Genomic DNA, 14,056 nt, shown 5'->3' on the forward strand with positions numbered 1-14,056 from the left:
GTCCAGTGTCGTCATGGTCGTCGTCATGGTCGTCGTCATGGTCATGGTGTTGCCCCCTTCGATGGTTCGGGGCCCAGGGCCTGGAAAGAACGTGATCGCGTAGCCTTCGGCCCTCTGGTGCCCCGGAACTTGGAGCGACCGTCTCCCTGCTCTCCACGGCAAGGTCGTTCCGATGCTCCACCGTCCACGGTGGGCCAGCGGACTTCACCGTTGCTGAACCCAACCTGTGAGGTTGCTGGGAGTTCAACTTGTCGTCAGCCGCGGCGGATGTGCTCAGATAGAGGGAAATCAGACGATCATTGCGGAGCGAATGCATGAGCAGCGAGACGATGTCCGACCAGCTGGTGAACCTGCGCGATCTGGGCGGATTGCCCATCAGTGACGGCAGGTTGACCCGCGCCGGTGTGCTCTACCGCAGTGATGCGCCCCGGCATGGCGACCGGCCGCCGTCGGTCGATCTGGAATGGCCGCCCCGCACGGTCGTCGACCTGCGCTCGCCGGTCGAACAGGACGGCGGCCCGCACCCGTTGGCGTCGGCAACGACCGACGTCCACGCGATCCCGCTGATCGGCGATGTCGATCCCGCCGATCCCACATCCCGGACCGCCGTGGCACTGGCCGGCGGTCTGCACACGCTCTACCAGTCGATCATCGAGTTCGCCGGTCCGACGGTGGTCGGCATTCTTCACCTCGCGGCTCGGACACCCGCCCCGCTGCTCGTCCACTGCGCGGCCGGTAAGGACAGGACCGGTCTTGTCGTGGCGGTGCTGCTACGCGCCGTGGGTGTCGAAGCGGACGCGGTGCTCGCGGACTATGCGGTCACGGCCACGAACATGCCCGCGGTGCTGCGTCGGCTGGGCGACAGCCCGCTGCTGCCGGACGGGGGCAGAGGTGCTCGTGATCTCGCCATGACATCTGCCACAGCCGTCGAACAGGTGCTGAGCATTATCGACGGCCACGACGGTGGGGTGGCGGGCTGGCTGGCCGACAACGGTGCGGATCCGGATGCGCTGTCCGCGTGGAGATCCCGCCTGCTGCCTTGACTCACGTTGCCCCGCCCACCACACCAAGCTCCGGCGGATAGTCGCGAAGCAACCCGGCGTCTCGCTCCTTTTCCTTACCGATCATCGCTGGATGATCGGTAAGCCCTGTACGGCGGCCAACCCCTCCGCCAGGGGCCCCAGATCGTCGCGAAGCGACTATCTGGGGAAAGGCTGGTGGATTTCGACTGCGAATGACGCCGTCGCGGAGGCCCCGTGTGGCCATCTGTCCTCGATGGCCACACGAACGTCCGACGCCTGCCGATGGTGGGCGGTAGGCCCCATCATCACGAGGTTCAACAGGTCGTCGGGCGGCAGGGAGAGCTCAAGGTCGAGGGTCAGCCGGTCCTGTTGGACAAAAAACCCGGCCAGTTTCTCACGCAGACGCTCGGATTTTCTTTCGTCTACCGTGACCAGACCGAGCGGACCCACGATTTCGGCAAGATGGCGGGCGGTGGGTATCACAATGACCAGCTGTCCGTCCGAGCGCAGGATGCGGTGCATCTCCGTGACATTACGTGGCGCGAAGACGTCGAGAACGAGCGATGCCGCTGCGGTCCGGATGGGGAGCGGGCCGCGCACGTCCGTGCCGACGGCACCGATGCGTGGATGCGCCCGGGCCGCCCGCCGTAGTGCGTACCTCGACGCGTCCACCGCGATGCCGACCGCACCCGGTGATAACCGGAGCAGGTGCGCCAGGTAGTAGCCGGTACCGGCGCCGATATCGATGACGACCGGTTCGCCGCCGGCGTGTTCGCCGCTGTTTTCGGGCTCGCCGCTGTTTTCGGATCTGGCGTCGCCGTCGTTGTTCTGGTAACCGCCGATGGTGCTCTGGTGGCCGTGGACGGCCGTGGCGAGGCGCCGGCCCGGCAGCCCGGTACCCGTGCTGGTGCCCTGATAGCTGTGGACGGCCGTGGCGAGCCTGTCCGCGAGCGTGGCGTAGTGACCGGCGGTGAGGAAGGCCTCCCGTGCCTTCACCATGTCCGCACTGTCACCGCCCAGTGCCGCTGCCCGTCCGGTGGTGAGTGTCAGGTAGCCCGTCCTGGCGAGGTCGTAGGTGTGGCCTGCCGGACAGCGCACCTGCCCCGGGCCCGCGGCCAGATCCTTTCGGCACATCGGGCATGTGAGATAGGCGAGAACAGCATGAATCACGCTGTGCCCACCGCCATCATCGGCCGCATGGTAACGACAGTACGTGCCCGGTGAGCTGGGACGATCGATCGTCGGCCCGGCGGCGCCAGGGCAGTGAGGGTGGTGAGGTGACATGACCTACCGATCCGACGGTCGTTCCCCCGGCTCGGTGACCGTTCCGGCAACCAGCGCTGTCATCGGGTCGCGGCGTCGTACGCCCGAGCGGGTGGGTGTCGTCGGCGCCGGCATGGTCGGCCTGTCCACCGCATGGTTCCTCCAGGAGCACGGGGTCCAGGTCACGGTGATCGAGCGCGATCATGTTGCGGCCGGCTCGTCCTGGGGGAATGCGGGGTGGGTTACTCCGAGCCTGGCAACGCCCCTGCCGGAACCGGCGGTACTACGTTACGGCGTCCGTGCCGTGGTGAGTCCGGCGTCCCCGGTGTACGTGCCACCACGTGCGGATCCGCAGCTGCTGCGGTTCCTCGCCGGATTCGCCCGTAACAGTACGGCGCGGCGTTGGCGGGCGGCGATGGAAAGCCTCGTGCCGGTCAACCGCAGGGCGTTCGACGCCTTCGACCAACTGGCCGCGGGGGGAGTGCAGGTGCCGACCCGTCCGGCCGCGCCCTTTCTGGCCTGTTACCGCAGCGCGCGTGAGCGGGAGGCGTTGGTCACCGAACTCGCTGAGATCCGCGCCGCGGGCCAGAAGGTCGACTTCGAACTGCTCAGCGGCTCCGAGGCGCGGGCCTTGCAGCCGGCGTTGACCGGCGAGATCGATGCCGCGGTCCGTATCGACGGCCAGCGCTTCTGCGACCCGGGGCGCTTCGTGGCGGCGCTCGCCGACAGCGTCCGGGCTCGAGGCGGTGATCTGCGGGAGGGCGTCGGCGTCCGCGGGATCCGTGACTGCGATGCCGACATGGCGTTGGAGCTCTCGACGGGGCAGACTGCCCGGTTCGACGCGGTCGTCGTCGCCAGCGGCGCGTGGCTGAACGAGCTCGCACGCCCGTTCGGAGTTCGTCTCCCCGTGCAGGCGGGGCGGGGGTACAGCTTCAGCGTGGCGGCCCGTGCCGTACCCGAGGGTCCGCTGTATTTCCCAGCCCAGCGGGTGGCCTGTACACCGCTGGGGGACCGGCTGCGTATCGCCGGGATGATGGAGTTCCGGGAACCTCGGGCGCCGCTGGACCACCGTCGGATCACCGCGATTGTCGATGCGGTTCGCCCCCTGCTGACCGGGGTGGAGCTGGCCTCTCGGAGGCAGGAATGGGTTGGCTCGCGGCCCTGCACGCCCGACGGCCTTCCCCTGATCGGCCGGACGGCCTCCCCGCGGTTGTTCGTGGCCGGCGGGCACGGTATGTGGGGCATCACGTTGGGGCCGGTCAGTGGACAGTTGGTGGCGCAGGCGCTCATCACGGGCCGTTGCCCGGCGGAACTCGCGCCTTTCGACCCGTTGCGTTGACCTGTGGCCGAGCCTGGTTCACTAAACCAGCCGACCAACCGATCAGCCGATTGCTGTGGGTTTCGTGGCGGGGAATGCCGTTCCCTGCCGATCGAGCGAGCATTCTCTTTGTATCCACATGAATACTGCCGGTAATGTGATGATGTGAAACTGCCGCTGTCGTGCCACGGGTACGGTACGTGTTTTGACAACACCGGTGATGGATGCAAGTCTGCCTGAGTGGTGTGGCGTGGGGTCGCACCGTAGGTGGAAGGTCGAATGACCGGGCACCGGGCACCGAGGAGTGGACGGACCATTGACGGCGCTGCACCATTCATCTTTCAGGCATCGGACCGGTACCGGTCGTCGGCGTGCCCAGGCTGATTCGATCCGTTGTTCCAGTGATGCCGCTCAGGTCGTCTGCGATGAGGGTCATCGCTGGTGGGCTGTTCGCTGGTCCTTGGTCGGCCTGCTCGCTGACGGTCCCTTCGAGACACGGGCAGCCGCAGTGGAGAGGGCAAACAGTTTACCCCGGCTGTGACGATACGTGACGGCATCCCCGTCCCGGGACGTTTCCACCCCCGACCCCTCGGCAAGGGCTTGACCAAGGACTTGCCGAGGTGCGGTATTCGACCAGGATGCCGCCGAACAACGGCGTTCGATCAGCGAACCGGGGTTCCCGCCGGATCCGGGGTCCGGAAGCCGATCTGGCAGGTCCGGGAGGTCCAGGTCTGCTGGCCGCGAACCCGCGGACCGGCTGTGTCGACGGCTTCGCCGGTCAGCCGAGCAGGTCGAGCACGGTCGCGGCGACCGGACTACTGGTCAGGTACTGGCCTGTCTCCAGCAGGTGAGCCCGCCACAGCTCCTCCGCGGCCCTGGCCTCACGCGCCTCGATGAGGTCCACAACCCGCTCGTGCTCGAGGAGACGCCGGCGGATGGCGAGCCGGTGTTCGGCGTTGCGTTCCGAACTGGGGTGGGACAACGTGGCGAGATCGAGAATGTGGCGCAGCATCCCCGACAGGACCGACAGCGTCATGTTCCCGGCAAGCTCGACCAGCAGGACGTGGAAGGCGAGATCGGCCTGCAGGGACTGACCCGGGTCGTCGGTGGTGGTAGCGGCCGTGGTCTGGCTCACCGCCAGCCGGAGCTTGTCGAGGTCCTCCTGGGTGCGGTTTTCCGCCAGCAGCGCCACGCACGGTGGCTCGATCACGGCGCGGGCCTGGTGGATGTCGGCGAGGGTCGTCCCGCGGTACTCCAGGACCAGCGCGGCGTAGCGGGCGGCGATGTCCCCGTTCGGGGTGTGCACGCGTGCGCCGCCGTGGGCGCCGCGCCTGACTGTGATCAGGGCTTCGGATTCCAGGACCCGGAATGCCTCGCGCAGCGTCGGCCGGGAGACGCCGAACTGCTCCATGAGGGTGGCTTCGGGCGGGAGCGCATCGCCCTCGACGAGCTCTCCTCGCACGATGCGGCGACGAAGGTGTGCTGCGACGAGCTCGGCGGTCTTCGGGACCCGAACCTGCTGCCCAATCGCGACCACCGTGCCGACCCTGCTAGCAGCAGGCATCGCCAGCTCTTGTACAGCCATCGTGGGCGCCTCCGTCGACAACGAACAGGTAAGTCTGTGCAAACGTAGAACCGGTGAACCAGGTGAGTAGGTAGAAATTGTTGTTGGTGCTTGAGGTTACCAATGGGTCGTCCGGTTTCCCTAGAGAGCCTTGACACATTTGGGGCTCGGATGTTGTCCGCCAGTAGCCTTTGCCTTGTCCTGGGAGGCTGTGGGTCGCAGGCATGGGCTGGATGGTCGCGGTGACGAAATGCCTTGAGTACCCTTCTCCTGACTACTTTTGACCCCGTGCTATAAGCCGGTCGGAGCGTAGGCGCTTGCCGCCTGGCCGGATGCCGCCCGCGGCTGTCTCCCGCAGCCGTCTGTCGCCTTTGCGACAGACGGGGATGCGGCCGACGGTAAGAAGCTCGAAGCACTGGCCGTTGCTCACCGAGCGGGTCGTCCCGCCGATGCTGGTCGCCGGCTGCGGGGGCGCAGGCTCGCCGGGTCTGCGGCGTTGCTGGGTGGACTTCGCCATGTCCGCGGCGTTACCGGGTGAAATTGTTCGCGATGCTCCAGATGCTTCGGCGCTGAGATGTCTCCAGCCCGGAAACGCATACGTTTCCGGGCTGCTCCGACAAGGTCGAAGCACCGAAGCGCCGCGTCCGCAGGTCGTGTATGCGGGACGTTACTTCTTGTTGTGTGACTTGGCCTGCTCCTGGGCGACCACCTCGGGTGTGGGCGCACAGCCACCGAGATGGGCCGGAAGCCACCACGGCGATTCACCCGCGGGCGGCGGCGGATAGTCACGCTGGGCATCGGTCAGAAGCTTCAACACGGCGTCCGCGAGCAACTGGGTTCCAGTCGCCGCGGGTTTGAGCTCGGTGGGCGGGATCGGCTCGCCGACGACGATCGAGACCGTGCTTCCGCGCGCGGCCCGGAAGTTGCGCGGCCGCCCCTTGGTCAGGATGCGCTGGCTGCCCCAGATGGCCATCGGCAGCACCGGGACGTCGGCCTCGGCGGCCATCCGCGCCGCCCCGGTCTTGAAGGGCTGGAGGCAGAAGCTGCGGCTGACCGTCGCCTCGGGGAAGACGCCCACAAGCTCGCCGGCCTGCAGCGCCGTCACCGCATGACGGTACGACCCCGCACCTGAGGACCGGTCCACGGGAATATGGCGCATTCCGCGCATGAGGGGCCCGGCGATCGGGTGGGAGAAGACGTCGTGCTTAGCCATGAAACGGACCATGCGGCGGTGGGAGCGCCAGAACGGGACACCGGCGAGAGCGAAGTCCAGGTAGGAGACGTGGTTGATGGCGATGATGCACCCGCCTGTGGCTGGTACGTGCTCCTGGCCCCGGACGTCCAGCGTGAGGTCGAGGGCCTTGAAGACCCCGAGTGCGAAGCGGATCACCGGCTTGTAGACGAGTTCCGCCACCCGCTCCTAACCTCCAGGCTATCTCTGTTGTGATGATCTCTGTTGTGGCGATCGACTTCGGTCGGCCACGAAAAGTGACTGGTTGATCGTACCGTGAGTTGTCGTGAGCTGCTGGGACACCATGCCGGAAGGGCAGGGAGGCCGTGCCGGACAGGCACTCGACGATCGTTTCCCGCAGCATTGCATACTCAGGTCCGCCCGGTCGCATCGACACTCCACGGGCCGTTGGCAGCACCGGTCGGACACGATCAGATAGGAGACGTGCGACGCCTGACGAGTGGATACACCTGCTCAACTCGGGGGATCCGCCGCGATGGACAGCGTTCGCAGGTGCTGCGATCGCCTTTGTCGTGGTGTTCAACAACCAGCTGTGGCCTCTGGCCCGACATGTGATCACTATTGCCCACGAGGGAGGACATGCGCTGGCCGCGGTCGGAAGTGGCCGGCGCCTCGGTGGTATCCGCCTGCATTCCGACACCTCCGGTGTGACCGTGTCGGCCGGCCGTCCGGCCGGTCCGGGTGTCGTCATCACGGTTGCGGCCGGCTACGTCACGCCTTCGTTGCTTGGTCTCGGCGCCGCTGCCCTGCTCGCGGCCAACCAGGTGAGTCTGATGCTGCGGCTCAGCGTTGCCCTGCTCCTGGGGGTACTGGTCGCCATCCGCAACGCCTTCGGCGTGTTGTCGATCATGCTTAGCGCCGGGATCGTCGTCGCCGTGTCGGTGCTGGCATCAGATCGTTCCCAGGAGCTGTTCGCCATGTTCATCACATGGTTCCTCCTGTTCGGTGGTGTGCGGCCGATCATCGAGGTGCAGCGAACCCGCAGCCGGGGCCGCGCGCCGACGTCGGATCCGGATCAGCTGGCCCGGCTGACCGGAATGCCGGCGTGGTTGTGGGTGGCGTTCTTCGCGTTGGTCTCCCTGTTCTGTCTGGCCATGTCGGTCGAATGGCTCGTGTGGTGACGTGGCTCGTGCGGTGAGGTGCGGCTCCGGACATGCCGTGTTCTGGGTATGCCTCCTTCTGAACACAATGTGGACGAGCGGTTGCTTATAGTAGCCGCCAGGGGTCGGGGATGCCATGTGGCGGACGCCATGCGGCAGGGATGATTGTCTGGCAGAATACGAACACATGTGCGGTCGCTATGCCAATGCCATGGGCGGACAGCAACTCGCAGAGTCGTTCTCCGCGCGTGACGAAACAGGTGGCACGCAGCCGAACTTCAATGTCGCGCCGACCGCTTCGGCCCCGGTGGTCGTCATCCCGTCGGGCCAACCGACACCGGCCCCCCGGCTGCGGCTGACGCGCTGGGGTCTGGTGCCGTCATGGGCCAACGACGTCACCATCGGCAACCGAATGATCAATGCTAGGGCGGAAACCGTGGCTATCAAGCCCGCGTTCCGCGCCGCGCTGCGGGCGCGCCGTTGTCTCGTCCCGATCACGGGCTACTACGAGTGGCACCGGGTCGAAGGGGTCCGGCGCGCGCAACCGTATCTGGTACGCCCGGCTGACAGTGAATTCGGCGCGCTTGCGGGACTGTATGAGCTGTGGCGTCCTCCTTCGGGCGATACGCTTGCGACCTTCACCATCATCACGACTACCGCACCGGCCGGTCTGGAGTTCTTGCATCCGCGTTCGCCGGTCGTCCTCCCCCCGGCGGCCTGGTCGCACTGGCTCGATCCTGGTCTGGACGATCCGGCGACGCTGACCAGCATGCTTGGGCCCGCACCGGCTGGGGTGTTGCGCGCGTACCCGGTCAGCTCCCAGGTCGGCAACGTACGCAACAACGGTCCGCATTTGCTGGAGCCGGTCACCCCGGCCGGTGACGAAGCGGACGGCACGGGCCGCCGGGCCACCCACGCCGCACGGTCCTGACCGACCAGCGCCAGCTTCCGTTCGCGAGCCATCCCCTGGGTGACACACCTCCCGGCGCGGGGTCGAGGGCGCCCTCAGGCGGCCCACCGCCAGGACGCGCTGATCCGCGGGCCGCAGGAGGCAATCTTCGGGACCGCGTGTTCCCAGTCGGCCTGGCAGCGGCCACCCATTACCAGGAGATCCCCGGACGCGGGGAGCAGTGTTCGCCCGACTCCGCCACCGCGCGGACGGAGCCGAAAGGGACGCCGCGCCCCCAGCGTCACAATCGTGATCAGGGTGTTGCCAAGCCTGCGCAGTTCACGGTCACGGTGGAACGCGACGCTGTCGTCACCGTTACGGTAGAAGTTGAGCCCGACCGAGCCGAGCGGCACCTGGTAATGCGCACACAATGCGTCACGCGCGGCACCCAGTACCGGATGGGGGAGGGGCTCGGTCGCCTTGTACCACCGCGACAGCCGCGGATCGTCGACCATGCGCTCGTACATCCACCGTCGGCCCTGCTGCCAGGGGATCTCGCCGGCGAGGATCTCGTAGAGTTCGTCGGCGCCGCACAGCCACCCGGGCGCGACGTCGACCCATGATGTCCCGTCGAGGTGGATGCGGCTGAACGTGACGTTGTCGGCGACCTCGGGATCACCGGCGGTCAACAGGCTGCGCTGCAAGGGCATACGGATACGATACCCGAACATATGTTCGATATCGAGCTCATCGGGTCGCACAACCCCGGTAACCTCAGCTCCCCGGGTACCGGCAGGTCTGCGCCCGGGAGCCTCAGGCCTGCAGCTCCCGGCGGACCGCAAGGGCGAGCGCGATCTGCCCGATGCCGTGCACGATCAGCTCGATCCCGAAAATCACCGCCAGGATGAACACGGTGGCGGAAGGCCACGCCAGGGCAAGGATGCCGACGACCATTGCCATGGCGCCGATGAACGCGCCCCACCCCCAGGGGCGTCCGTGCTCGTGCGCATAGCCGGCCATGGCGATACGCACGGCACCGGCCGCCAGCAGGCAGATCCCGACGATGACGGCCACCGCCCACAAGGTGACGCCCGGCCAGGCGAGCGCAACGATCCCGCCGATCACGAGCAGGGCGCCGAAGAGGGCAGACGGTGCGTCCTCACCTGAGCGGGCGGCCGCGACCGCGTCCATGATTCCGGCCAGCACCAGCCCCACTCCGACCAGGATCGCGAGTGTGCTCGCGGCTGCGAAGGGGTTGGCGACCAGAAGTGCGCCGAGAACTGTCACCGCGATCCCCAGGAAGAGCCCTGCCACCCAGACCGCGCCGGGAGCTCCGCCGCGGTGACGGTGTTCCGCTGCCGTTGTCATCATGATTGTCATCTCCAGGTCTGCTCGTGCCTTCCGACCTGAAAAGGGTTCCCTGTGCCGGGTGCCACCAGTCCTCGGCATCGGCCTTAGCTGGTCCTGGACCTCGCCGTCCCGGCCTTTTGTGCCGTTCGTCGGTTGTGCGCAGGCGCGGTTCGGCTGTCGCAGCCAGCTGCGGGTAGCGCCGGGCATGTTTCTCCCGGCTCTGGTCGGTCATCGAGCGGTCGCAGCGCCCCGTTCCCACGTAGGTCGTCGGCGATCGCCGGCGGACTCAACAACGTCACGCGCATCACAGCCTCGCCCATCCCAGCGTATGTGGGACTCCGGGCGGCGGGGGGAGTCGGTGGTGCCCGTCTGTGGGAGGTGGGTTCTTGCCGGCGCCCTGCTCAGGATGCCCTGATTGCCGAGATATCGACATCGATCTTGACTTTGTCGCCGATGAGAACACCCCCTGTTTCCAGCGGCGCGTTCCAGGTGAGACCGAAGTCCTTCCGGCTGATGGACGTGAAAGCAGCGAACCCCACCCTGGCGTTGCCGAACGAGTCCACAGCAGCGCCCTGGAACTCGACGACCACCTCGACTGCGCGTGTCTCGCCGCGAATTGTCAGCTCGCCGGTGACCACATAGGTGTCCGGGTCGTCCCCTGATTTGATGTCTGTACTGGTGAAGGTGATCGTCGGGTACGTCTCGGTGTTGAGGAAGTCGGGGGAGCGTAGGTGGGTGTCACGGTCGGAGTTCCCGGTGTCGATACTGTCGGTGTTGATGCTGACGGTGGCGCTTGAGGCCGAGGGCTTGGATCCGTTGAGACGCAGGGTGCCCTCGAAAGATCTGAAGCTGCCGCGGACGGTCGCCACCATCGCGTGCCGAACGGCGAAGCCGAACTGGCTGTGAGCGGGGTCGATCGTCCAGGTGCCGGTGAGATTCTCGATGACTGCACTCGGTACGGTCATGATGTTCTCCTCTCCAGGCGTGCTTCTATGAGTCGTGTTCCTACGGACAGGGTCTTCCTGCGACTTCGCATGGCGCCGAAGTCACTTCTTCGAAAAACAAGCTACCCCGTGAATACGTCGGCCGCCGATCGCTTCACCCGCGGTTCGGGGCCGCAGCTGTCGTCGGCACAGTTGGTCCTACAGCGTCATCGGGTGTGCCAGCCTGGGACATAGCAGCTGATCCGCGCAATTCGACCTCCCGGAGGAACAGGCTGACCACGAACGCGGCGATACCGATCGGAATGGCCATGAGAAAGACCCGGCCGAGCGAGTCGGCATAGGCGGCTCGCACCGCTTCACGTATCGGCGCAGCCAGCTCCGCGACCTCGCGCGGAGCTGAGACAAGACGATTGGACGCAGCATTGCCGCCGTCCGATCCAGGCACTCGCATGGTGATGTTCTTAGCCAGCTGGGCAGTGAGTACCGCGCCCAGGGCTGACGCGCCGATAGCGCCCCCCATAGTACGCAAGAATGTCACGCTGGATGTTGCGGTACCCATGTCCCTCGGGTCAATAGAATTCTGTACGGCCAAGGTGATGTTCTGTAGGAGAAGGCCAAGGCCGAATCCCATGACGAACATCCACAAGCCGAGTTCCAGCGAGTCCGTGCCGGCGCTGATATGACTCAGCAGAAGGAGTCCTACGGTAACCCCGACCGTGCCCATGACGACGAACCGCTTGTAATGCCCCGTAGCACTGATCAGTCGACCGGACCCGATCGACGTCAGCAGCATCCCGGCGAGCAGCGGGAGCATTCGCAGCCCGCTGGCGGTGGCGCTCGCCCCATGGACGATCTGCAGGTACTGCGGGAGAAAAATAATCGCCCCGAACATGAGGGAGCCGCTGATAAGGCTGAGAAGTGCGGATACCGTATAGATGCTGTTGGCGAAGAGCCGCGGCGGGAGAATGGCCTCGGGCGCCGCCCGTTCGCGCAGCGCGAAGCCGATGATCAGGACGGTTCCCGCAGCGATCATTGTGGCAATCTGCCAGGAGGACCACGGGAAGTCCTTGCCGCCGGTCTGGGCGGCGAGCAGGACGGCACTGAGACCCGCGACCAGCAGGACCGCGCCGGCCCAGTCGATCGCAGCCCGGCGCCGTCGGAACGGCAGCCGCAATGTCCGGTTGATGACGACGAGTGCGGCGAGCCCGACCGGGAGGTTGATGAAGAACACCCAGCGCCATGACCCGTGGTCGACCAGGAAGCCGCCGATGAGTGGGCCAAGGATGCTGGACGCTCCGAAAACTCCGCTGAAGTATCCCTGGTAACGGCCGCGTTCCCGGGGTGGAACGATGTCACCGATAACAGCCAGGGCCAGGGAGATGAGGCCGCCGGCGCCGAGACCCTGTATTGCGCGGAATCCGACGAGTTGGTACATCGACTGGGCGAGCCCGCAGAGCGTGCTGCCGATCAGGAAGATGGTGATGGACAGCTGTAGAACGGTTCTGCGTCCGTAGATGTCGCTGGCTTTCCCGTACAGTGGGGCGGAGATCGTGGAAGTCAGCAGGTAGACCGTGACCAGCCAGGAAAGTGTGTCACTGCGGTGGAACTCGCCGACGATGGTCGGCAGCGCGCTTGTGACGATGGTCTGGTCCAGCGCCGCGAGCAACATTCCCGTCATCAGCCCGATGATGACGACGATGATCTGCCGGTGGCTCAGGCCTGGGCCGGCGTCGCTCGGCGGGTTCCTGTCACCGATGACATCTTTCTGAGTCGTCATTCATCCTCCGTCGTGCAAGACGCTCGGCGATGCCGGCACAGTGACAGTGAGAACGCGTGGGCGGTTGCGGGCATTGGACGCAGGTTGCAACGAGATGCATCCTACGGCTCGACATTTCGATACTTGATTGTGCGATACAACTATACGCGATCGTTCCGGTTGGGCATCGGGTGCGTTGCCGCGTGTCGACCGTGGTACCGAATATAGCCGGTTTTGCCTGCTACTCACTGTGTACCTGTGGATAAAATGCGGTTGTCCACAGGTGTCGCGCGAACGGTGTACCGCTGCGACGAGGGGTCTTACCGTCACGGACATGGCTGATCTTCCTTTTGTCCCCGGTGCCCGCGGCAGCCGCTCGGGTGCGGCTGCCGCGGTACGGCTACGGGTGCCAGTGGTCCGTGCCTCCGCCGTGGGGGAATATGATGGCCTGGAGCTCGACCCGCCGTACAGCACTGATCCGGATCAGGTCGGTCTCCACAGAGAACCGGATCCGGCGGAGCCGGACCCCCTCCCCATGGAGCCACCCGTGCTCTATGGGCACGGCCGATCGTCCCGGCCCGATACGGCCGGCAAGGCGCCTACTGATCATTCTTTTCTCGACGAGATGCTGCCCGAGCGCAGTGCCTCTGGCCGGGAGGAGCGGCAGACGATCATCCACCGCGCCGGACTCGGCCTTGCCATGCGCCTGCCGCACGCTCTGCGCGGTGGACTGGTGGATCCGGCCATCCGCGGAGCGTTGCTGATCGCGCTCGTCGCCCTTGTCGCGGCGCTGGCGGCCGGCTGGTTTGCCTGGCGGGGCAGACCGGTGCCCGTGCTGGCCCTTCCTCCGCCAACGCAGGTGACGGACCTTGCCGGCCCGGAGCACGGCGGCGTGGCCGCGGCCGCCCCCAGGCCGGCGGCGGTGTTGCCGTCGGCTGCTGCCACTGGGAGCCCGCAGGCACAGGTTGTCGTCGACGTCGCGGGCAAGGTGCGCCATCCGGGGGTGTTCACCCTCCCGGGAGGATCCCGGGTGGTGGACGCCGTCTCCCAGGCCGGTGGGGTGTTGCCCGGGACGGACACGTCCGGCCTGGCGCTTGCGCGCCGCCTGGTGGACGGCGAGCAGATTCTTGTGGACGGCCGTCCCGGGCCGGCGCCACCTCAGCACGCAGGTGGCGCCGGCGGTGCCGGTGACACCGGGGGTGCCGGTGGCAAGGGCCCGCCGGGTGCCGTGCCGGGAACGCCGCTGAACCTCAACACCGCCACGGTCGAAGCCCTCGACGGGCTGCCCGGCGTGGGCCCCGTGTTGGCGCAGCGGATCGTCGAGTGGCGTGAGGCCCACGGCGGCTTCACCTCCCCGCGGCAGTTGGGGGAGGTGACCGGAGTCGGTGATCAGCGGCTCACCGACCTTCTTCCGCTCGTCACCGTCTGATGGTCGGCGATCGGCAGAGAGCTGATCGGTCCGCCGGTGACCGCGTGGCATGGAGCACGGGCATGACCATTCTCGGGCACGATCCGCAACGCAGACCTTCCGACCTGCGCCTTGTCGGCCCGGCACTCGCGGCCTGGGCAGGAGCTGCGGGTGCCGGACTGGCCGCGCC

The 14,056-nt window shown here is 66.7% G+C and carries 12 protein-coding genes; 5 read left to right on the forward strand and 7 right to left on the reverse strand.

What is annotated here, in order from left to right:
• Window positions 1–314: 314 nt before the first annotated feature.
• Window positions 315–1,043 carry a tyrosine-protein phosphatase gene (locus DD1DGNOD_RS08630; RefSeq protein ID WP_131766036.1) on the forward strand — a complete coding sequence of 243 codons (729 nt, stop codon included), beginning with the start codon at window positions 315–317 and terminating at the stop codon, window positions 1,041–1,043.
• Between the two features lie 156 nt (window positions 1,044–1,199).
• On the opposite strand, the gene DD1DGNOD_RS08635 is transcribed toward DD1DGNOD_RS08630, so the two are convergent.
• On the reverse strand, window positions 1,200–2,192 hold the full coding sequence (locus DD1DGNOD_RS08635) for a putative RNA methyltransferase (protein ID WP_131769848.1): 993 nt from the start codon (window positions 2,190–2,192) through the stop codon (window positions 1,200–1,202).
• 112 nt (window positions 2,193–2,304) lie between these two features.
• On the opposite strand from DD1DGNOD_RS08635, the gene DD1DGNOD_RS08640 reads away from it, so the two are divergent.
• On the forward strand, window positions 2,305–3,624 hold the full coding sequence (locus tag DD1DGNOD_RS08640) for an NAD(P)/FAD-dependent oxidoreductase (protein ID WP_131766038.1): 1,320 nt from the start codon (window positions 2,305–2,307) through the stop codon (window positions 3,622–3,624).
• Between the two features lie 757 nt (window positions 3,625–4,381).
• On the opposite strand, the gene DD1DGNOD_RS08645 is transcribed toward DD1DGNOD_RS08640, so the two are convergent.
• A complete protein-coding gene (locus tag DD1DGNOD_RS08645; protein ID WP_241251338.1) occupies window positions 4,382–5,188 on the reverse strand; it encodes a FadR/GntR family transcriptional regulator in 807 nt (268 codons plus the stop codon).
• 646 nt (window positions 5,189–5,834) lie between these two features.
• Window positions 5,835–6,581 (reverse strand): lysophospholipid acyltransferase family protein, encoded by a 747-nt coding sequence (locus DD1DGNOD_RS08650; protein ID WP_131766040.1) that lies wholly within the window; start codon window positions 6,579–6,581, stop codon window positions 5,835–5,837.
• Between the two features lie 281 nt (window positions 6,582–6,862).
• On the opposite strand from DD1DGNOD_RS08650, the gene DD1DGNOD_RS08655 reads away from it, so the two are divergent.
• Both DD1DGNOD_RS08655 and DD1DGNOD_RS08660 read left to right on the forward strand, forming a co-directional pair.
• On the forward strand, window positions 6,863–7,540 hold the full coding sequence (locus DD1DGNOD_RS08655) for a M50 family metallopeptidase (protein WP_430827776.1): 678 nt from the start codon (window positions 6,863–6,865) through the stop codon (window positions 7,538–7,540).
• Window positions 7,541–7,706: 166 nt separating this feature from the next.
• Window positions 7,707–8,450 carry an SOS response-associated peptidase gene (locus DD1DGNOD_RS08660; protein ID WP_131769849.1) on the forward strand — a complete coding sequence of 248 codons (744 nt, stop codon included), beginning with the start codon at window positions 7,707–7,709 and terminating at the stop codon, window positions 8,448–8,450.
• Window positions 8,451–8,524: 74 nt separating this feature from the next.
• Here DD1DGNOD_RS08660 and DD1DGNOD_RS08665 read toward each other — a convergent pair whose 3' ends face one another.
• The 4 genes from DD1DGNOD_RS08665 to DD1DGNOD_RS08680 form a co-directional block, all read right to left on the reverse strand.
• Window positions 8,525–9,118, reverse strand: coding sequence for an alpha-ketoglutarate-dependent dioxygenase AlkB (locus DD1DGNOD_RS08665; RefSeq protein WP_131766077.1), 594 nt, complete (start codon window positions 9,116–9,118; stop codon window positions 8,525–8,527).
• 103 nt (window positions 9,119–9,221) lie between these two features.
• Window positions 9,222–9,788 (reverse strand): HdeD family acid-resistance protein, encoded by a 567-nt coding sequence (locus tag DD1DGNOD_RS08670; protein WP_241255577.1) that lies wholly within the window; start codon window positions 9,786–9,788, stop codon window positions 9,222–9,224.
• 371 nt (window positions 9,789–10,159) lie between these two features.
• Window positions 10,160–10,723: a YceI family protein gene (locus DD1DGNOD_RS08675; RefSeq protein ID WP_131769850.1), complete on the reverse strand. Its 564-nt coding sequence runs from the start codon at window positions 10,721–10,723 to the stop codon at window positions 10,160–10,162.
• Window positions 10,724–10,856: 133 nt separating this feature from the next.
• Window positions 10,857–12,479 (reverse strand): MDR family MFS transporter, encoded by a 1,623-nt coding sequence (locus DD1DGNOD_RS08680; RefSeq protein ID WP_131769851.1) that lies wholly within the window; start codon window positions 12,477–12,479, stop codon window positions 10,857–10,859.
• A gap of 526 nt (window positions 12,480–13,005) precedes the next feature.
• On the opposite strand from DD1DGNOD_RS08680, the gene DD1DGNOD_RS08685 reads away from it, so the two are divergent.
• On the forward strand, window positions 13,006–13,887 hold the full coding sequence (locus DD1DGNOD_RS08685) for a ComEA family DNA-binding protein (protein ID WP_241255578.1): 882 nt from the start codon (window positions 13,006–13,008) through the stop codon (window positions 13,885–13,887).
• Window positions 13,888–14,056: the final 169 nt, after the last annotated feature.

Source organism: Candidatus Protofrankia californiensis (assembly GCF_900634765.1).
In the GTDB taxonomy this organism is placed as follows: Bacteria; Actinomycetota; Actinomycetes; order Frankiales; family Frankiaceae; genus Protofrankia; species Protofrankia californiensis.

Excerpts from the sequence above, each read along its gene's own strand:
- DD1DGNOD_RS08630 (WP_131766036.1), top strand. The coding sequence starts at position 315 with ATGAGCAGCGAGACGATGTCCGACCAGCTGGTGAACCTGCGCGATCTG.
- DD1DGNOD_RS08660 (WP_131769849.1), top strand. The coding sequence starts at position 7,707 with ATGTGCGGTCGCTATGCCAATGCCATGGGCGGACAGCAACTCGCAGAG.
- DD1DGNOD_RS08670 (WP_241255577.1), bottom strand. The coding sequence starts at position 9,788 with ATGACAATCATGATGACAACGGCAGCGGAACACCGTCACCGCGGCGGA.
- DD1DGNOD_RS08645 (WP_241251338.1), bottom strand. The coding sequence starts at position 5,188 with ATGGCTGTACAAGAGCTGGCGATGCCTGCTGCTAGCAGGGTCGGCACG.
- DD1DGNOD_RS08675 (WP_131769850.1), bottom strand. The coding sequence starts at position 10,723 with ATGACCGTACCGAGTGCAGTCATCGAGAATCTCACCGGCACCTGGACG.
- DD1DGNOD_RS08640 (WP_131766038.1), top strand. The coding sequence starts at position 2,305 with ATGACCTACCGATCCGACGGTCGTTCCCCCGGCTCGGTGACCGTTCCG.
- DD1DGNOD_RS08680 (WP_131769851.1), bottom strand. The coding sequence starts at position 12,479 with ATGACGACTCAGAAAGATGTCATCGGTGACAGGAACCCGCCGAGCGAC.
- DD1DGNOD_RS08665 (WP_131766077.1), bottom strand. The coding sequence starts at position 9,118 with ATGCCCTTGCAGCGCAGCCTGTTGACCGCCGGTGATCCCGAGGTCGCC.